This window comes from Mesorhizobium monacense, assembly GCF_056781675.1.
This window is the reverse complement of sequence record NZ_CM165567.1, coordinates 1,491,604-1,511,356: the sequence shown is the minus strand read 5'-3', so window position 1 is coordinate 1,511,356 and position 19,753 is coordinate 1,491,604. Positions and strand designations below refer to the sequence as shown.

The window sequence follows — 19,753 nt, the reverse complement described above, 5'->3', positions numbered from 1 at the left end:
GCTACGCGAGCTTCTCCTTCAGGAAAGCAATCGTCCGTCCCCAGGCCAGATCCGCCGCCTTCTTGTCGTAGCGCGCCGCCGAGGTGTCGTTGTTGAATGCATGATTGACGCCGTCATAGACGTAGACCGTGTATTCGACGTGAGCCGCATCGAGCGCCTTCTTGTAGGCATCGATGCCGGCGTCGATGCGCTCGTCCAGCCCCGCATAGTGCAGCAGCAGCGCCGCCTTGATCTTCGGCACGTCCTCGGCTTTCGGCTGCATGCCGTAATAGGCGACCCCGGCACTGAGGTCCGGCGAATTGACAGCGAGCGTGTTCACCGTACCACCGCCCCAGCAGAAGCCGACCGCGCCAACCTTGCCGTTGCCGTCCTTGTCGCCCTTGAGATAAGCGACTGTCGCCACCGCATTGGCGGTGACCCCAGCCGCATCGAGCTTCGTGAACATGTCGCGCGCCTTGTCCTCGTCGCCTGGCGTGCCGCCGAGCGGCGACAAAAAGTCCGGCGCCAGCGCCACGAACCCGTCCAGAGCCACGCGCCGCGCCACGTCCTTGATATGCGGATTGAGCCCCCTGTTCTCATGCACCACGATGACGGTGCCGAGCTTGCCGGCCTGGTCCGCCGGCTTGACCTGATAACCCTTCATCTCGCCGCCGCTGCCGGGATAGGTTATGTCCTCGCCCTTCACCCGCGGATCGTCCTCGGCCACGATCGCCGCCTGGGCGGAATTTGCCGCCAGCAGCGGCACGATCGTGGCGGCCGCGGCGCCCGATCCGGCAAGCCTGGTCAACTGTTCCATGAAGCGGCGGCGGTCGAGCGTCAGGTGCGTGTATTCGTCATAGGCATCGATCATCGCCTGGGTGATGGCTGGCCTGGCGGCTTCGGGGCTGGTGGCGGATTTTGTCATGGCAGGCTCCTCGTCGGTATGACCTCGCTGCGCAAGATAGGGTCGAGGCCGGCATGGTCCAGTCCCGGATCAGTGAGGCGGTTGTCGCAGTAAACCGGACGTCAGTTGGGCTACCCTGAACCAAGGCCGGCAATTCTCCCGTTGCGTCTGCGAAAATCGGTTCCGACTTTCGCAGACGATGCTGTAGGGTGCAGGTGGGGGAACAGCCGTAGTCTTGCGGCTATGCCGAGCTTGGGTGGGATATGCTGGCAAACAGGGTGGGGAAATGGCGCACGCTTGGGCTGATGGCCCATTTCGCGGCCGAACCGCTGGCGGCGGCACACAACGCACATAGCGCCTTCGGCCCATTCATCCAGGTCGACTACCCGCATTCGACCGCGGCAAAGCCGCGCCGCATCTTCTTGGTCGCCGACGCCGGTCTCTACCGCTCCATGCTGTCCGACACCGAGACCTGGCGCAACATACAGATCAATGCGCGCGGCAAACGGGGACACGCGTCGGACCGGCTCTCCTATGGCATGACGCGGCTGCGCGGCGAACGTCACGAGCATTATCGCAAGCTGTTCGCGCCACCGCTCAAGCGCCCGGCAATCATGCCAATGAGCCCGGAAATGGCGCGCATAGCCGCCGACCAGGTCGCAACCTGGCCGGTCAGCACGCCATTCGCGCTCACCGAAGCCGCCAAGACAATGGCCAAGCATCTGGCGATCGGCCTGCTGTTCGGCGACGACCACGAACGCGCCATGCCAATCGCCGAGATGATCGCACGCCAGATTCGGGCGAGCTGGATCGTTCCGGGTCCGGCCTTCTTCAGCTGGATTAGAGAAGCCGAGGCGCAGGAACGCGCCATCCTGGCCTGGGCTGAGGAAAAGCGCGGCGACAAGGACGCGCAGGACATCCTGTCCATCCTGGTCAACAACACCGACGAGGCGGGTCGCCCACCTTCCGTCGCGCTGATCGGCGGCATTGTCAGCTTCGTCTTCGGCGCCGCCTACGACACATGCCAGAATGCGCTGGCCTGGACGCTGATCCTGCTCACCCAGCACCCCAACGCCATGGCAAGCCTGGTGGCCGAGATAGACGGCGCCCTCGGCGGCAGGCCTGCGACGATGGACCGGATCGGGACTTTGCCATTGCTCGATGCAACGATAAAGGAGGCGATGCGGCTTTTCCCCCCGGTGCCGCTGATGATGCGCAAAGCGACCCGGGCAACGATGCTTGGCGGCGAGCCCATCGCCCTGAACGAAGGCGTGCTGATCAGCGCGCTCACCATCAACCGCGATGCTTCGCTCTATACGGACCCCGACAGCTTTCATCCGGGACGCTGGGCCTCGATCAAACCGTTGCCGTTCCAGTACCCCGTCTTCGGCGCCGGCGGCCATATGTGCCCTGGCATCACCTTCGGACTGCAGATGATGAAGATCGCCCTGGCGACCATCCTGTCGAAGCGCTCGGTGGAGCTATCGCCCGCCGCGCGGATCGCTTATCGCAGCAGGATAACACTGGCGCCAACTGGCAACATCGACGTGATCATGCGAGAGCGCGGTGAGCCTGTCCGTACGGATCAGGCGCGCGGCCGCTTCCGCCAACTGGTCGCGCTTCCAGCGCTAACATAGGAACCGCCGATGACCGCGCAGCAAAACATGGTCCGCATCTATGACCGGGTCATGAAAAGCAGCAAGCAGCGCCGCTACTATGGCGGAAGCGGCTTCTACAATTTCGGCTATTGGGCGACCGGCGCGGCATCGCAGCGCGAGGCCAGCGAAGCGTTGGTCGACACGCTGCTGGCGCGGCTGCCAGGCAAGGGCGGCGCCATCCTGGACGTCGCCTGCGGGCTCGGCGCCTCGACCAGGCATTTGCTGCTCTCCTATCCGCCGCAGGCGGTCACCGCCATCAACATCTCGGCCGCTCAAGTCGCGACAGCCCGCCAAAATGCTCCCGGCGCGACGGTGCTGCAGATGGATGCCGTCACGCTCGACTTTGCCGACGAGAGCTTCGACGCAGTGATCTGTGTCGAGGCGGCTTTCCACTTCGACACCCGCGCGGCCTTCCTTGCGGAGGCCCATCGCGTGCTCAAGCCCAGCGGCGCGCTAGTCCTGTCCGACATCCTGTTCCGGAGGCTCGCGTCCGGAATTTCCGACCGCCTCGGCGTGCCAAAAGCCAATCTCGTCGCCGACATTCCGTCCTACAAGGCGCAGTTCGACGCCTTGGGCTTCACCGATATCGCCGTCGAGGACGCTACCGATCAGTGCCTCGGCGGCTTCCGCCGCAGCCTCGTCGCATGGCCAGGGTCGGAATACCGCAAAGGCGCCATGAGCTTCACCACCAGGCTTGCCAGCGCCGCCGTCTGCCGGCTCATCGCAGGATATTTCGGTGCGGTCTCAAAATCCTATCTGCTGGTTTCGGCACGAAAGCCTTGAGGCGCGCAAGCGCGGTCCGAGCGTCTATTTCGGGAGTGTATAGGCCATCACATAATCACCCGGCTTGGTGCCGACCGAGCCGTGGCCGCCGGCAACGATGACCACGAACTGGCGCCCATCGGCGACCGTATAGGTCATCGGCGTCGACTGGCCGCCGGCCGGCAGCCTGGCTTTCCAGAGTTGCTTGCCTGATGTCAGATCATAGGCGCGCAGATAGTCGTCGACTGCGGCCCCCAGAAAAGCGACGCCACCGGCGGTGATCATCGGCCCGCCAATGCCGGGCACGCCGACCTTGAACGGCAAGGGCAGCGGCGTCATGTCGTAGACGGTGCCGTTGCGGTGCTTGTAAACGATCTCGCCGGTTCGGAGATCGACGCCCGCCACATAACCCCAGGGCGGCGCCTGACATGGAATGCCGAGTGGCGACAGGAACGGTCCCATCACCACCGCATAGGGCGCGCCCTCGTTGCGGTTGAGCCCTTGCTCGCTGCCGCGCCCTTCGTCCGGCGGCGGCATCTGGTCGCGCGGAATGAGCTGCGACTTGAACGCCAGATAGGTCGGCATGCCGAACATCACCTGGCGTACCGGATCGACCGCGACGCCGCCCCAGTTGAAGGTACCGAAATTGCCGGGGTAGATCAGCGAACCCTGCACGGAGGGCGGCGTATAGCGGCCTTCATAGCGCAAGCCCTGCAATTCGATGCGGCAGGCCAGCTGGTCGAACATGGTGATGCCCCACATGTCGGCACCGGTCAGCGGCTTCGGGTTGAAGGAGAGATCCGATTCCGGCTGCGTCGGCGATGTGTGGTCGCCCTCGATGGCGCCGCCCGGCGCCGGCACTTCCTTGACCGGAACGATCGGTTCGCCGCTGCGCCGGTCGAGTACATAGAGGTCGCCTTGCTTGGTCGGCCCGACCAGCGCCAGCACGACGCCACTGGGCGTGGTGATATCGACCAGCGTCGGCTGTGCCGGAACATCCATGTCCCAGAGGTCGTGATGCACGGTCTGCCGCACCCAGCGCAATTGCCCGGTGTTGAGATCGAGCGCGGTGATCGAGGAGGAGAATTTTTCGACATTGGCGCTTCGGCCCATGCCGAGCTGGTCCGGCGTCTGGTTGCCGAGCGGCACATAGAGCAGGCCAAGCTTCTCGTCGGCGCTCGGCGTCGACCACATGTTGGGCGAGTTGTTGGTGTAGGTCTGGCCAGTTGGCAGCGGCGTCGTCTGGTCCGGATTGCCTGAATCCCAGTTCCACAGCAGAGCGCCTGTGTCGACGTCGAAGGCGCGGATGACGCCGGATGGCTCCTCCGTCGAATAATTGTCGTTGACCGCGCCGCCGACGATGATCTTGCCACCCGATATCAGCGGCGCCGAGGTCGAGTAGTAATAGCCCGACTTGGGATAGGGCATGCCGGTCAGCAGGTTCAGCGTGCCGCCTTCGGCAAAGGACGGGCAGACCTGGCCGTTGGCGGCGTCGAGTGCGATCAGCCGCGCATCGGAGGTCGGCAGGTAGACGCGCGCCGCGCAGGGCTGGCCGGCGGCGATCTTGGCGTCGGCATAATAGGACACGCCGCGGCAGGTCTGGTGCTGGCGGTCCTTGTCCAGCTTGATCTTGGGATCGTAGCGCCATTTCTCCTTGCCGGTCGCGGCATCGATGGCGATGGCGAAATTGTGCGGCGTGCAGACATAGAGCGCATCGCCGATTTTCAGCGGCGTCACCTGATAGGTCGTCTCGCCGATGTCGTCGGGCCCCTTTATGTCGCCGGTGCGGTAGGTCCAGGCCGGCTGCAGCGAAGCGACATTGTCCAGAGTGATCTGGTCGAGCGGCGAATAGCGCTGGCCATAGAGCGTGCGGCCATAAAAGTGCCACTCGCCTTCAGGCACATTGCCGCCAAGGTCGGCCGTCGGCGTCACCTTGTCGGCGCTGAGTTGACCGGCGATGTCCTTTGGATCGGCAGTCATCGAATAGCCGGCCACCGCCAGCGAGGCCAGCACCGCCAGGATGAGCGGCGCCCGCCCGTCGGGGCCGGTGAGCCCTCGCCTCGCCCATGGTGTCAGCAGCCATAGCGCCAGAAGCACGATGATACCGCCGCGCGGCCCGAGCTCCCACCAGTCGAAGCCAATCTCCCAGACCGCCCAGCACAGCGTGCCGATGACGATCGCCGCGTAGAGCCAAAGCGCGATGGATTTGCGCCCGTAGAGCAGCCAGGCGGTGATCAGGAAGCCGAGACCGGTGATGACGTAGTACCAACTGCCGCCGAGCGACGCCAACCAGATGCCGCCGCCGCCAAGTACCAGACCGATGAGAGCAAGGACCACGGCGGTGAGGACGGTTGCCATAACGACACTCCTTCAAGCGCAGCAGGCGAGCGGCCGGAAACCGCCGTCACGAAATGGAAACGCAGCCCGCTTTCGATTCTGATTCATCTCGCCGCCGCAGTTTTCCGCCCGGCGGCGCGAGGTGTCAAATTAGCAGGACAGTATGTTTTGATACTGCGGGCATCGTTCTGGCATGTGCTTCGGTCCTGTTGCTGCTCACGTCGAAATGACCGGGATGCCGGTTGCCATTCTTCTGCCCGTTATCGGGCAATGCTATGCTTTGCCTATGAAAGCCGATGCCGCCTCGTTGCTCGAACGGGCCCGCCACGCCTATGGACAGCGGGCATGGGCGGATGCATTCGAGCTGCTGCGGGCAACCGACGAGATCACGCCTCTCGGCGCGGAAGACCTCGAACGGCTGCTCTGGACGGCCGGCATGCTGGACCGCGATCAGGATATCTTCGCCGCCGGCGAGCGTCTCTTCAACATGCACATCGAAGCCGGCCGTGACGACCAGGCGGCGTATTGGGCGTTCTTCCGTGGCTTCCGGCTTCTGACGTTGGGCGAGGAAGGCCACGCAACCGCCATTATCCAGCAGGCGCAGCGCCTGGCGGATGGCTTTGGCCGCGAATGCGCGGCGCATGGCTATCTGGTGCTTCTGGCGGCCCAAAAGGAAATCATGACCGGCAACGACCCGGCATCGGAGACGCTGGCAAGACAGTCGCTGGCGATCGGCGAACGCTGTTGCGACATCGACCTGATCGCCTTCGCCAGATGCTATCTCGGCCGCGCGCTGGTGCGGCAGGGCCGGGTCGAGGAAGGCATCGCCTCGCTCGACGAGGCCATGCTGCCGGCTGCCGACGGCAAGCTGTCACCCATTGTCACCGGCCTCATCTACTGCAACCTCATCGCCGCGTGCCGGCAGGTCTATGCGTTCGAGCGTTCACGCGAATGGACCGAGGCGCTGTCGAACTGGTGCGGAACCCAGCCGCAACTGGTTCAGTTCAACGGCGTCTGCCTGTTGCATCGGGCCGAGATCATGGAGTTGAACGGCGCCTGGCAGGAGTCCATCGCAGAGGCACGCCGCGCCACACTGTCGCTGGCCCACACCACCAGCAACGAAGCGGCAGCTGGGGCGGCTTACCAGGAGGCCGAAATCCATCGGCTGCGCGGCGAGTTCGCCGCCGCCGAGGACCTCTACCGCACCGCCAGCCGGCTCGGACTCGAGCCGCAGCCCGGCATGGCGCTGCTGCGCCTCATGCAGGGCCGCTCCGAACAGGCGGCGGCAACCATTCGCCGTGTGCTTGCTACGACCAAGGCTCCGCTCGGCCGTGCCCGTCTGCTGCCGGCACTGGTCGAGATCACGATGGCCGCGGGCGCTGTCGACGAGGCGCGCGAAGCCTGCGCAGAGCTGGAGGCGATCGCCGGCCGCTTCGCTACCGAGATCCTCGTCGCGATGGCCTCGCAAGCGAGAGGCCAGATCGAAATGGCTGGAGGTGACGCCGCGGCCGCGCTTGGCCACGTCCGCGCCGCGCTGACGACCTGGCAGCGCGCCGGCGCTCCCTATCTTGAGGCGCGTCTGCGCGTGCTGGCCGGCCAAGCGTGCCGCATGCTTGGCGACGAGGACGGGGCCGAGCTGGAATTCGAGGCCGCCAGGTCGATTTTCGCCGCACTTGGCGCCGCGCCCGACCTCGCCCGCGTCGATCTGCTGATCCGGCCGACAACGTCACCTTCGCATGGCCTGACGCGGCGCGAGATCGAGGTCCTCGGCCTTGTCGCTACCGGCAAGACAAACAGGCTGATCGCCACAGACCTCGGTCTCAGCGAAAAGACCGTCGACCGGCACGTCAGCAACATCTTCGACAAGCTGGCGGTCAATTCACGCGCCGCCGCGACAGCCTACGCCTTCCAGAACGGGCTCCTCTGACTCGACGATCCGAGAGATCGCGTGCACGACGATCCGAATGATCGCGTGACGCATGGGGGAAAATCCCCATGCCGCTTCTTTTCGTCGTGGGGTGTCTCCCCGAAGCGCCGCCGCGCCGGATCGCTATTTTCGCTCCATGGCTGACGAAAACCGCATGGAGCGATCATGAACCAGATTTCGACACCTCGTCCGACCTCAAGCCCCGCACTGAACCAGCAGGGCCGCCGCGTCGGCATCACCGAGACCAAGGTGCGCGCCGGCGCATTGCTGGAACAAGGCGCGGCGTTCATGCAACTGGAGGCTGGCACCCTGCAGGCAGCGGGCGGCCAAGCGCCATCGGGCGATGAGAGGCGGCCCGCGCTCAGGGAGGAGCATGTCGATGTCGTCGTGATCGGCGCCGGCCAGAACGGCCTGTCCGTCGGCTACCATCTGGCCCACAGGGGCGTGAAGTTCGTCATCCTGGAGGTACGCGAACGCGTCGGCGACATCTGGCGTTCGCGCTGGGATTCGCTGCGCCTGTTCACGCCGGCGCGTTTTGACGGGCTGGCCGGCATGCCCTTCCCCGCCGCCCGCTATTCCTTCCCGACCAAGGACGAAATGGCGGATTACCTAGAAGCCTACGCCAGGAAGTTTTCCTTACCGGTACGCACTGGCGTCAAGGTCGACGAGGTGACTCGTTCCGGCGATCGCTACATCGTCACTGCCGGCCAGACCCGGTACGTCGCCGGGCATGTCGTGGCCGCGGCCTCGAGCTACCAGAAGCCGAAGATCCCGGATTTCGCGGCGTCGCTCGATCCGTCGATCCGGCAATTTCACTCGGGCGTCTACAAGAACCCCGGGCAGCTCAATCCGGGCAGCGTGCTGCTGGTTGGTGCCAGCAATTCCGGTGCGGAAATCGCCATGGATCTCGCGCCCACGCACCAGGTCTGGCTGGCCGGCCGACATCCGGGCCACATCCCGGTTGCCTACAATGGCTATTTCGCCATGCGTCTGGTGCTGCCGGTCGTCCTCCGCATCGTTTTCCATCGGCTGCTCACGGTCGACACGCCGATGGGCCGTAGGGCCAAGCCACAGCAGCTGTCGCATGGCCTGCCGCTGATCCGGGTCAAGCCGCAAGATCTGGATGCCGCGGGCGTCCGCCGGGTCTCCCGCGTCGCCGGCGTCCGTGACGGCAAGCCGATGCTCGACGACGGCCAGCTTCTCGACGTTTCGAACGTCATCTGGTGCACCGGTTTCCGGGCCGGGCTGGATTGGATCAAGCTGCCGATCTTCGACGACACCGGCCGGGTGAAGCAGTATCGCGGCGCCGTGGACGGCGAACCCGGCCTCTATGTCTGCGGCCTGCATTTCCAGCACTCGACGTCTTCCACCATGATCCACGGTGCAGCACGCGATGCCGGTTATGTGGCGGACAAGATCAGCGAGCGGATGCGGGTTGCCGCCAAGTAGGCCGCAAGGGCGCCCTTGTGCGGATTGTCGGGCGCCGGGCGACAATATTCGCACGGCTCCCGGCAATTGCGCCTCCAAACCAGAACAAAACGGAGACACTTCTGGCCTTTCGCTGCCGAATCACTACATTCGGGGGCAATGTCCGGCTTTTCGGAAGACATGCCCTTTTTTGACGAACCGAATGCGCGGCCCGCGGCCCCGTCCGGCATCGCCGCGCGCGCCATGGCCGCCCGCAGCGGTCAGAACAGCGCGCCCGACTATCTGAAGGGATTGAACCCCGAGCAGCGGCTGGCGGTGGAAACCACCGAAGGCCCGGTTCTGGTGCTGGCCGGGGCCGGTACCGGCAAGACCCGGGTGCTCACCACCCGCATTACCCACATCCTCGCCACCGGCAAGGCCTTCCCCTCACAGATCCTTGCCGTCACCTTCACCAACAAGGCCGCGCGCGAGATGAAGCAGCGCATCGGCATCCTGATCGGCGAAGGCAATGTCGAGGGCATGCCGTGGCTCGGCACCTTCCACTCGATCGGCGTCAAGCTGCTGCGCCGCCATGCGGAACTCGCCGGGCTCAAATCCGATTTCACCATCCTCGACACCGACGATGTCGTGCGCCTGATCAAGCAGATCATCCAGGCCGAGGGATTGGACGACAAGCGCTGGCCGGCCAAGCAGTTCGCCCAAATGATCGATGGCTGGAAGAACAAGGGCCTTGGTCCGGCCGACATCCCCGAGGGCGATGCCCGCAGCTTCGCCAACGGCAAGGGCCGCGAACTCTATAAGGCCTATCAGGAGCGGCTGCAGACGCTGAACGCCTGCGACTTCGGCGATCTCTTGTGCCACCCGATCCGCATCTTCCGCGCCTATCCGGACGTGCTGAAGGAATACCACAAGCGCTTCAAATACATCCTCGTCGACGAGTACCAGGACACCAACACCGCCCAATACATGTGGCTGCGCCTGCTGGCGCAACGGCCCGAAGCACGTGGTTTTGTACATTCCTCAACTGGGCTCCCGGCCGAAGGCCGCAAGCCCGACCGGGCGTCCGAGCCTTTGCGAGGCCACTCCCGCGACGCCGAAGGCGCGCAAAAAAGAGGGGTCGGGCCCGCGCCGGCAGGCGCGGAACAGCCCGTGAGCGACAACAGAGTAAACATCTGCTGCGTCGGCGACGACGACCAATCCATCTATGGCTGGCGTGGCGCCGAGGTCGACAACATCCTGCGCTTCGATAAGGATTTTCCCGGCGCGACCATCATTCGGCTGGAGCGCAACTACCGCTCGACCGCGCACATCCTCGGCGCCGCCTCGCATCTCATCGCAAACAATGAGGGCCGCTTCGGCAAGACGCTGTTCACCGACCGCGACGAGCCCGAGGACGACAAGGTGCATGTCCATGCCGCCTGGGATTCAGGGGAAGAGGCCCGCGCTGTCGGCGAGACCATCGAGGCCTACCAGCGCCAGAAGCATAAGCTGAACGACATGGCCATCCTTGTCCGCGCCTCCTTCCAGATGCGCGCCTTCGAGGACCGCTTCATGGAGATCGGCCTCAACCACCGCGTCATCGGCGGCCCGCGCTTCTATGAACGGCTGGAAATCCGTGACGCCATGGCCTTCTTCCGCGTCGTCGCGCAAGGCGCCGACGACCTCGCCTTCGAGCGCATCGTCAACGTGCCGAAGCGCGGCCTCGGCGAAGCCACCATCCGCCAGATCCACGACACGGCGCGCGCACTCCGTATTCCGATGCTGGAGGCCGCCGCCAAGCTCGCCGAGAGCGACGAACTGAAGCCGAAGCCGCGCGCCGCACTGCGCGAAGTCGCCGCCAATTTCGAGCGCTGGCAGAAGGCGCTGGAAACCACCCCGCACACCGAACTCGCCGAGACCATTCTCGAGGAGGGCGGCTACACCGACATGTGGAAGAACGACCGCTCGGCGGAAGCGCCCGGTCGGCTGGAAAACCTCAAGGAGCTGATCCGCTCCATGGAGGAGTATGAATCGCTGCGCTCCTTCCTCGAACATGTCGCGCTGGTCATGGACGCCGAGCAGAATGCCGGGCTCGACGCCGTCAGCATCATGACGCTGCATTCGGCCAAAGGCCTCGAATTCGAGACCGTTTTCCTCCCTGGCTGGGAGGACGGCCTGTTTCCGCACCAGCGCGCGCTGGATGAAGGCGGCCGCTCCGGCCTGGAGGAAGAGCGCCGGCTGGCCTATGTCGGGCTGACCCGCGCCAAGAAGAACCTGCACCTCTGGTTCGTCTCCAACCGCCTCATCCACGGCCTGTGGCAATCGACCATCCCGTCACGCTTCCTCGAGGAACTGCCGGAAGCCCATATCGACGTCGCCGAAAGCGGCAATTCCTACGGCGGCTACGGCAATTCCTATGGCGGCGGCTCGTTCGCCTCGGGCCGGGGTGGCCGCCAGAACCCCTACGGCGCCTCGCGCTTCGACACCGTCGGCGAGGAAAAGACGGGAAGCTTCTCCAACACCTATGCAACGCCCGGCTGGCAGCGCGCTCAAGCCAACCGCACCGAAGCGACCGACCGCAACTGGGGTTCCCGTTCCGGCCACCAGGTCGAGCGCATCGGCTATGGCGAAACCGACTCCGGCTACGGCGCCGGTCGCACCTCGGTCAAGGGCCGCACCATCGACGGCGAGCTGGTCGCCAAATCCGTTGCCGACACACCGTCAGCCTTCAGCGTCGGCGACCGCGTCTTCCACCAGAAATTCGGCAACGGCAACATCTCGGCCATCGAAGGCAACAAGCTGACCATCGACTTCGACAAGGCCGGCCAGAAACGCGTCCTGGACGGTTTTGTCACCGGGGTGTGAGCAGCCGCCGCTGACCGGGCGGCTGTCTGAACAAGCAGCCCTACCGATACCTTGCCTGGTTCCATTTGTGGCCGAGCAGCGACAGGATGATGATCAGCCCGTTGAAGAACTGCACGTAGAAGCCGCTCAATCCCGCCGCCACGACACCTGTCTGGATGAACGACACGGTGACCGCGCCGATCGCACCGCCGACCACCGTGCCGATGCCGCCCCAGGTCGGCGTGCCGCCGACGAACACCGAGGCCAGCACCGGCAAGAGATAGCCGTCGCCTGCCGTCGGCCACCAGGTAAAGTTTATCATCACCGAAAACGTGCCGGCGATCGCCGCCCCAATGCCGACGAAGACAAACACTTTCACCCGCACGCGCTTCACGTCGATGCCCATCTGCTGGGCGCTGTCCGGGTTGTCGCCGACCACCCTCACCTGCGCGCCGAAGCGGTGGCGGTTGTAGAGCATCGCCGACAGCACGACGAAGCCGATGGCCCAGAATATCTGCACCGGGATGCCGTAGAGCTGGCTGGAGAAGATCGTGTAGGCCCAGCTGTCGGCCAGGCCGGTCAGCGCCATCGACTTGCCCTCGTTGATGATCTGGATCAGGCCGCGCAGCAGGAAATTCATGCCGAGCGTGGCGATCAGCGACGACAGCCCGCCATAGACGACGAGCGACCCGACCAGGAAGCCGAGCAGCGTGCCGGTGACGATTGCGGCGGCAATGCCGAGGAACGGATCGTAGCCGGCCTGCACCACCAGGGCGAAGACCCAGGAGGCAAACCCCATCGTCGCCGGAAACGACAGGTCGATCTCGCCGCAGGTGACGACGAAGACCAGCGGCACTACCACGAACAGCGCCACCGGCAGCGTGGTGAGCACCGACCTGTAGAGGTACCAGGTGGTGAAGACGGTCGGGTTGGCGATCATGAACACCGCCATCATGACGATGAACACGCCGAGCGTGCCAAGCGAAGCGCGGTTGTCGAGACCGAAACCGCGCAGCCAGTGGTCGGATGGGTGCTTCCATTCTGTCCGGGCCGGTTCGCCACGCGGGAGGCCGAGAGGATTCTGCAGATCGGGTTCCATGGTCTTGCTCATCGCACTCGCTGCTCCGTTTCGCCGGCGTCATGCAGCCCCGCCAGCCCGCCTGGGTGTGCCACGTCTTCCATGAAGTTGATCAGATCCTCGGCCGACTTGACCTCACTGCGATCGGCGGTCAGCGCCACCTTGCCGCGATCGAGCACCACAAAACGGTCGGCGATGTCGAAGACATGATGGATGTTGTGGCCGATAAACAGGATCGAGCGGCCGCTGGCCCGCACCTGGCGCACGAAGTGAAACACCTTGGCGGTTTCGGTCAGCGACAGCGCGGTTGTTGGCTCGTCGAGGATGATCAGCTCCGCCTGCTTGTAGATGGCGCGTGCGATCGCCACGCCCTGGCGTTCGCCGCCCGAAAGCTGGCCGACGATCGAATGCGGCGTGAACACCTTTGAGGTGAAGCCGATCTCGCGCATCAGCCGGCTCGCCTCCTCGATCTCCTTGTTGACCTTCAGCCAGCCGAGGAAGCCGGTGAGTTCGCGGCCCATGAAGATGTTGCGCACGATAGTCTGCTGCACGGCCAGCGCCCGGTCCTGGAACACTGTTTCGATGCCGGCGTCGCGCGAGCGCGCGGCACTCCATCCGGTCACCGGCTTGCCGCGGACGAGGATTTCGCCGCTGGTCGGCTTGACGACGCCGGACAGGATCTTGATCAACGTCGACTTGCCGGCGCCGTTGTCGCCGATCAGTCCGACCACCTCGCCGCGGTCGACGCTGAGATTGACCCCGCCAAGCGCATAGACCTGGCCGTAGGATTTGCTGATGTCGCGCAGTTCGATGATGGGTTCGGCCATGGCGGTCCTCGCTTGGTTCCGGCTGCCGGTCGGGCCTGTCCGACCGGCATGCCGAGGTTACGGGTCAGCGCAGCGCCTGCTTGGCGAGCTCGGAGACGATCTCGTAGTTCTGCGGCGTGACGAAGCCGGCACCGGTGTCGACATTCATCGGCGCCAGGCCCAGCACCACTTGCTGGCAGAGGCTGAGGATCGGCAGATAGCCTTGCAGGAACGGCTGCTGGTCGGCCGTCAGTTGCACCCAGCCGCCCTTGAAGGCCTCGACGATCTGCGGGCTGGTGTCGAAGCCGAAGTTGAAGATGTCGCCGGGCTTCCTTCCTGCGGCCTGCATGTATGTCGGCACGTTGCCCAGCATCTGCCCGCCGGGATAACCGACGGCCTTGACACCGGGATTGTTGAGCAGCGCGGCGGTGATCACCGGGATCGCGAGATTCGGATCGGCTGCCCACTCGGTTTGAGAATTGATTTGAACGACCTCGATGCCGGCCTCTTTCAGTGCGGCGACTGTCCCACGCTCGCGTGCGCCCCGACTCTCGTTTTCGAACGGGCCGATCATGATCGCCTTGTCGCCGGCCTTCAGCCCGGCCAGTTTGAACGCCTCGGCGCCGAGTGCGCGGCCTTGCTGTTCCTGCTGCGCGCCGACATATCCGCCGCCGAACGCCGCCACCACCTTCGGCACCGGCACGTTCTGGTACATCATCTTGATGCCGTCCTTGTGCGCCTGTTCGGCCAGCGGCATGATCGAGGCATCGCCCGGATGGCCCATCATGGCGATGCCGCCGGGCTTGACCGCGACCGCTTCGCGCAATTGCTGCACCATCTTTTCGACGTCCCAGCCCGAGAAGATGTAGTCGACCTTCGGCCCGAGATCGGCGGCCGCCTGCTTGGCGCCATTATAGACGATGGTGCCGAAGGCGTCGCCCTCGGCGCCACCGACGAAGAAGCGGATGTGGACATCCTTGCACCATTGGGCGTCGAGCGCCTGCGCCGGCAGAGTGGAGATGGCGGCGCACAGTGCCGTGGCCGCCGCCACGACGCTCGTGCGCAGAAGTGTCGTTCTCTTCGCGATGCTCATGCACGTTCCTCCCTTTTGGTCCCTCGCAAGCCGAGGGCTTTTCGACGATGGCTTCGGCTTGGCGCCGCAGTTCCTGGCCGGCCGGCTCCTCCCGCCGGCCAATCCTCACATTGGATTTGGCAGGTAGCTGGCACCTCCCCTGCATTGCTGGAGGTATTCCAGCGCGCGGACCTGCCCGGTGATCTCCAGATCGCCGCGATAGACCGGGTCGTGCCAGCCCTCGATGTCGATGGCGCCCTTGTAGCCGGCCAGCCGCAATTCGCTGATCACCCTGGTCCAGTCGCTGTCGCCGAAACCAGGCGTGCGCATCTGCACGAACGGCAGGCGGCCAAACACGCCATGCTCGCGGATCACGTCCCAGCGCACCGTCGCGTCCTTGCCGTGGACGTGGAAGATACGCGGCGCCCATTTGCGGATCTGCGGCATCGGGTCGATCAGATAGACGAGCTGGTGGCAGGGCTCCCATTCGAGGCCCAGATTGTCGTCTGGCAATTCGTTGAACATCAACTCCCAGGCATCCGGATTGTGGGCGATGTTCCAGTCGCCGCCAGCCCAGTTGCCATCCATGGCGCAATTCTCGAAAGCGATGCGCACGCCCTTGTCGGCGGCACGCTTGGCCAGCGGCCCCCACACTTCGCGGTAGCGCGGCAGGCTGTCCGTCAGCGGCTTGCCGCGGAGGCGGCCGGTGAAGCCGCTGACCGTGGAAGTGCCGAACAGATGCGCATTGTCGATGACCGTTTCCCAGGCCTTCAGCACGCCGCGATCGACATCGCCGCTCTCCAGCGGATTGCCGAACACGCCGATCGAGGACACGGTGACGTCGGCGTCGCCGATCGCCTCGCGGATCTGGCCAGCCAGCCGCGGCAGATCCTTGCCGCCCAGCGTCTGCCAGAAGAAGGGCTGGATGCTCTCGAAGCCGAGTGGCAGGATCTCTCTGATGTAGGCCGCCGGGTCGTCGAGATTGGCCCGCACCATGGTGCCGATGCGGATGTCGAGAAGCGGGTTTGGCATCATTGTGCTTCCTGTGTGATCGCCACGCGGCCTCCGGTCTCGGCGCTTTCGATCGCGCCGAAGACCATGGCCAGGCTCTTGATGTTGTCTGCGCCCCGCGTTTCCGGCTCGGTGCCGGTCTCGATGGCGTGCATGAAATCCCTGATGATGCCGAGATGGCCGTTGACGCGGTCGGCGGGGTCGAGCGGCGGCACTTCAATCGGCTCGGTTTTGTCGAACAGGCCGTCGCGGACCGGCAGCACAACTTCCGCCGTCAGCGCGTCATGACCGTCCCAGAGCAGGCTGCCGTGCTCGGCGACGATGCGCCAGCTGCCCTCCCAACTGGTGCGGAAACCTGCGGCGCACCAGGAACCGGCATAGGTAAAGACCTTGCCGCCGCCGAGATCGAAGACGGCATTGGCCGACGACCCCTGCCGGTACCAGGAATTGGCCGGCTCCCATTCCTGGCAAAAGACACTGGCCGGCTCGCCGCCGACCATGTAGCGGGCGGCGTCGAATGTGTGGATTGCCATGTCTAAAAGCAGGACATGCGCCATCTCCTCGCGAAAGCCGCCGAAATGCGGTGCGACGAAAAAGTCGGCGTGGATGCTGGTCGCGGCCCCAATGGCGCCAGAGTCCAGAAAGCGCCTGATGCGCCTGACATTGGCGACATAGCGGCGGTTCTGCACGACGGCATGGACACGCCCAGCGCGGCGCGCGGCCTCGACGATGGCGCGCGCATTCTCCGGGCTGTCGGCCAGCGGCTTTTCGGTCAAGAGATGGCAATTATGCGCAAAGGCGGATAGCGCAACCTCGCGCCGCGCCGCGGGAACCACAACGTCGAACACCGCGTCGGGCCTGGTCTGGTCGAGGACTGCGTCGAGGCTGGTTCCGATGACGGCACCGGTGAGTTCGTACTCGCGCGCCCTCGCCTTCGCCCGCTCGGCGTCGAGATCGACAAGGCCGACAATCGCGAGCCCGTCGCTCTGCCTTATAGCATCGAGCCAGTGCTTGCTCATCGCGCCACAGCCGACGAGGACGACATTGATCATCCAGCGCTCCTCCTCCCGTTCGGTCCCTCCAGACCGAAGCCACGGCATCCACGGCATCACCGTAAACGTTTTTCCGTAAACGTTTACGACAACACACCCGATGGAGTAGAATGTCAATTGGCCGCTCGCGAAAATCGTCTTATCGCCTTGGCCTCAGCACCGGCCAATGCTAGCGAAGGTCGGGGGAGAAAGTCTTTGGCGTCCAGCATCCACGACCTTGCACGTCACCTGAACATTTCGATCGGCACCGTGTCGCGGGCGCTCAACGGCCGTGCCGACGTCAATGCCGACACGCGCCAGCGCGTGCTCGAAGCGGCCAAGAAGCTGAACTATTCGCCAAACCAGTCCGGCCGCAGTCTGCGCCGCGGCTCGACCCATTCGATCGCCTTCATGCTGCAGCCGCATCCGGGCGACCAGCAATATGGCGAGCCATTCTTCATTCCCTTCCTGATTGGGCTGCAGGCCAGGCTCGCAGAGAGCGGCCTCGACCTGATCGTGGTGATGGGCGCGCCGGGCGACTATCAGCAGGAGCGCCTGCGCCGCGTCGTCGAGACGCGCCGCGCCGACGCCGTTGTGCTGGCCTGGACGCGGCGCGAGGACGAGCGCATCGACTATCTGACCGAGGCCGGTTTCCCCTTCGCCACGCTCGGTCGCAGCCGCTCCGGCGGCACGGCCTATCCCTCGCTCGACCTCGACTTCGAAAAGGCCGGCGCCGATGCCGTCGACCGGCTGGTCGCGCGCGGCCACCGCCGCATCGCCGCCATCCGCCCCTCCCTCGACCTCAATTTCGGCCACCTGTTCCTCGCCGGCTATCGCAAGGCCTTGCGCCGGCACGGCATCGAGGTCGATCCCAACCTGATCGCCGACGGCTTCATCAACGAAGCCGGCGGCTATTCGGTGACGCCGCGCGTGATGCTCGCAAAAGACCGGCCCACCGCCATCATCTTCAACAATGACGCCATGGCGCTCGGCGGCTGCAAGGCGATGGCCGAGATGGGCATCAGGCCCGGCCACGACATCGCCGTGATCGTCATCGTCGACACCCCGCTCTGCCGCTATTTCTCACCGGCGCTGACCGGCTTCCGCCCGTCGCTGGAGCCGATGGGACAAAGGCTGGCCGAAATGCTGCTGGCCTCGCTCCCCGCCTTCGCCGGCGAGGAAGGCCCACGCATCATGCGCGAGGTCTGGCCGCTGGAGTTGATTGCGCGGGACAGCGACTAACTTGACGCCTCTTTCTTCTCCCGCAGGGGGAGAAGGAAGAGGCGCCCCCGCCCTGTCACGCAAGTATCATGTTCGCGTCCTAGACCGCTTGGCGGAAAGGTGCTGGCGCCGATGCGACGCCTGCTCCGGGCTGCTTTGTCACAAGGGGATATCCATGAAACATCTCAACCGGACCGTCGCACTCGGCGCGGCACTTGCTCTGTTCACCGCCCTGACGCCGGCGCTCGCCGATGGCGTCGCCTATGTCAACAAGGGGCTGGTCGGCGTCGGCCGCATCCCGGCCAACCTGAAGGACAAGTTCGGCGAGACCTTCGGCTCCGGTTCGGGCATGGCGATCGACACCAAGGGCTGGACCCATGACGCGACCGGCTACAAGGGTTCGCTGTGGCTGCTGCCGGACCGCGGTTACAATGTCGTCGGCACCACCGACTACCGGCCACGCCTCAACACCATTTCCATCGAGCTTGCCCCGACCGCACCCGGCGCGGCACCTGCCGCCGGCCAGGAACAGTCCGGCGTCAAGGCGACGCTCGCCGACTCGATGCTGCTGACCGACAACAAGGGCGCCGATGCCACCGGCCTCGACCCGCTTAACGGCGTGCGTCCCGCCGCCGGCGATATGCCGATCCTGCCGCAGGCCGACAATGGCAAGCTGGCGCTCGACAACGAAGCGATCGTGCACCTGCCCGACGGTACCATGTTCATCTCCGACGAATATGGCCCGAACATCTACCGCTTCTCGGCCGACGGCCATTTGATGTCGGCCACCCAGCCGCCGGCCGCACTCGTGCCGATGCGCCACGGCGCGCCGAATTTCGCCTCGGACAATCCCGGCCCTGGTGCCGCCGAGCCCGATCCGAAGGATCCCGAGACCGGCCGCCAGAACAACCAGGGCCTCGAAGGCATGGCGATGACGCCGGACGGCAAGTTCCTGATCGCCGTGCTGCAATCCGCGCCGCGCCAGGATGGCGGCGATTCCGGTTCGACGCGCCAGAACACCAGGGCGCTGGTCTATGACGCCTCCGACCTCGCCCATCTCAAGCTGGCGCACGAATACATCGTGCCGCTGCCGGTGTTCAAGGACGCCAAGGACAAGACCAAGGTGGCGGCGCAGAGCGAGATCGTCGCGCTGTCGGACAAGACCTTCCTGATGCTGACGCGCGACAGCGGCAACGGCCAGGGCGTGAAGGGCGATGAGTTGCTTCTGCGCAAGATCAATGTCCGTCGATCTCTCGGCGGCGACCGACATCGCCGGCGGCCCCTTCGACGCCGCCGACAAGCCGGTGGCGCCCAAGGGCGTGCTCGACCCGTCGGTGACGCCGGCCAAGCTGACGCCGTTCATCGACCTGAACGACAAGGCCGAGCTCGACCGCTTCGGCCTGCACAATGGCAAGCCGAACGACAAGAACAACCTGTCTGAGAAGTGGGAGGCGATGTCGCTGGTCAGCGTTCTCGATCCGAAGCTGCCAAACGACTATTTCCTGTTCGTCGCCAACGACAACGACTTCATGACCCAGGACGGCTTCCAGGTCGGCGCGCCTTACAAGGCCGAGGACGGCGCCGACGTCGACACCATGTTCCTGGTTTATCAGGTCACGCTGCCGAACCTCGCCACGAACTAGCTGCATCCTTGAAGGCGGACGCGATCAGCGCGTCCGCCTTCAAGTCGTTTGTCGACGTCGGCAATGCTGTGAA

General features: G+C 65.0%; 13 protein-coding genes and 1 pseudogene. 7 read left to right on the top strand and 7 right to left on the bottom strand.

Annotated elements, in window-relative coordinates; genetic code table 11:
• Nucleotide 1 precedes the first annotated feature (1 nt).
• On the bottom strand, nucleotides 2-904 hold the full coding sequence (locus AC1RUK_RS06930) for a dienelactone hydrolase family protein (protein WP_436172450.1): 903 nt from the start codon (nucleotides 902-904) through the stop codon (nucleotides 2-4).
• A gap of 242 nt (nucleotides 905-1,146) precedes the next feature.
• Between AC1RUK_RS06930 and AC1RUK_RS06925 the strand changes: the two genes are divergently transcribed.
• Both AC1RUK_RS06925 and AC1RUK_RS06920 read left to right on the top strand, forming a co-directional pair.
• Nucleotides 1,147-2,520: a cytochrome P450 gene (locus tag AC1RUK_RS06925; protein WP_481836219.1), complete on the top strand. Its 1,374-nt coding sequence runs from the start codon at nucleotides 1,147-1,149 to the stop codon at nucleotides 2,518-2,520.
• Nucleotides 2,521-2,529: 9 nt separating this feature from the next.
• Nucleotides 2,530-3,324 carry a methyltransferase domain-containing protein gene (locus tag AC1RUK_RS06920; protein ID WP_481836220.1) on the top strand — a complete coding sequence of 265 codons (795 nt, stop codon included), beginning with the start codon at nucleotides 2,530-2,532 and terminating at the stop codon, nucleotides 3,322-3,324.
• Nucleotides 3,325-3,348: 24 nt separating this feature from the next.
• On the opposite strand, the gene AC1RUK_RS06915 is transcribed toward AC1RUK_RS06920, so the two are convergent.
• Nucleotides 3,349-5,661: a glucose/quinate/shikimate family membrane-bound PQQ-dependent dehydrogenase gene (locus AC1RUK_RS06915; protein ID WP_481836221.1), complete on the bottom strand. Its 2,313-nt coding sequence runs from the start codon at nucleotides 5,659-5,661 to the stop codon at nucleotides 3,349-3,351.
• A 265-nt stretch (nucleotides 5,662-5,926) separates the two neighbouring features.
• On the opposite strand from AC1RUK_RS06915, the gene AC1RUK_RS06910 reads away from it, so the two are divergent.
• The 3 genes from AC1RUK_RS06910 to AC1RUK_RS06900 all read left to right on the top strand — a co-directional run bounded on the left by AC1RUK_RS06910 (nucleotide 5,927) and on the right by AC1RUK_RS06900 (nucleotide 11,839).
• Nucleotides 5,927-7,567 (top strand): helix-turn-helix transcriptional regulator, encoded by a 1,641-nt coding sequence (locus tag AC1RUK_RS06910; protein WP_481836222.1) that lies wholly within the window; start codon nucleotides 5,927-5,929, stop codon nucleotides 7,565-7,567.
• Nucleotides 7,568-7,732: 165 nt separating this feature from the next.
• Nucleotides 7,733-9,016 carry a flavin-containing monooxygenase gene (locus AC1RUK_RS06905; protein WP_481836223.1) on the top strand — a complete coding sequence of 428 codons (1,284 nt, stop codon included), beginning with the start codon at nucleotides 7,733-7,735 and terminating at the stop codon, nucleotides 9,014-9,016.
• Between the two features lie 138 nt (nucleotides 9,017-9,154).
• Nucleotides 9,155-11,839 (top strand): ATP-dependent helicase, encoded by a 2,685-nt coding sequence (locus AC1RUK_RS06900; RefSeq protein WP_481836224.1) that lies wholly within the window; start codon nucleotides 9,155-9,157, stop codon nucleotides 11,837-11,839.
• A gap of 40 nt (nucleotides 11,840-11,879) precedes the next feature.
• Here AC1RUK_RS06900 and AC1RUK_RS06895 read toward each other — a convergent pair whose 3' ends face one another.
• The 5 genes from AC1RUK_RS06895 to AC1RUK_RS06875 all read right to left on the bottom strand — a co-directional run bounded on the left by AC1RUK_RS06895 (nucleotide 11,880) and on the right by AC1RUK_RS06875 (nucleotide 16,837).
• Nucleotides 11,880-12,929: an ABC transporter permease gene (locus AC1RUK_RS06895; protein ID WP_481836225.1), complete on the bottom strand. Its 1,050-nt coding sequence runs from the start codon at nucleotides 12,927-12,929 to the stop codon at nucleotides 11,880-11,882.
• A complete protein-coding gene (locus AC1RUK_RS06890) occupies nucleotides 12,926-13,723 on the bottom strand; it encodes an ATP-binding cassette domain-containing protein (protein ID WP_481836226.1) in 798 nt (265 codons plus the stop codon). The genes AC1RUK_RS06895 and AC1RUK_RS06890 overlap by 4 nt, the downstream gene beginning before the upstream one ends.
• A 64-nt stretch (nucleotides 13,724-13,787) precedes the next feature.
• Nucleotides 13,788-14,795 (bottom strand): substrate-binding domain-containing protein, encoded by a 1,008-nt coding sequence (locus AC1RUK_RS06885; RefSeq protein WP_481836227.1) that lies wholly within the window; start codon nucleotides 14,793-14,795, stop codon nucleotides 13,788-13,790.
• 105 nt (nucleotides 14,796-14,900) lie between these two features.
• Nucleotides 14,901-15,809 carry a sugar phosphate isomerase/epimerase family protein gene (locus AC1RUK_RS06880; protein ID WP_481836228.1) on the bottom strand — a complete coding sequence of 303 codons (909 nt, stop codon included), beginning with the start codon at nucleotides 15,807-15,809 and terminating at the stop codon, nucleotides 14,901-14,903.
• Nucleotides 15,806-16,837 (bottom strand): Gfo/Idh/MocA family protein, encoded by a 1,032-nt coding sequence (locus AC1RUK_RS06875; RefSeq protein ID WP_481836229.1) that lies wholly within the window; start codon nucleotides 16,835-16,837, stop codon nucleotides 15,806-15,808. The genes AC1RUK_RS06880 and AC1RUK_RS06875 overlap by 4 nt, the downstream gene beginning before the upstream one ends.
• A 195-nt stretch (nucleotides 16,838-17,032) precedes the next feature.
• Between AC1RUK_RS06875 and AC1RUK_RS06870 the strand changes: the two genes are divergently transcribed.
• Entirely contained in the window at nucleotides 17,033-18,058 is a 1,026-nt protein-coding gene (locus AC1RUK_RS06870) for a LacI family DNA-binding transcriptional regulator (protein ID WP_481836230.1), read from the top strand.
• A 154-nt stretch (nucleotides 18,059-18,212) separates the two neighbouring features.
• A pseudogene (locus tag AC1RUK_RS06865) lies at nucleotides 18,213-19,680 on the top strand (esterase-like activity of phytase family protein).
• The last annotated feature ends 73 nt before the right edge of the window (nucleotides 19,681-19,753 follow it).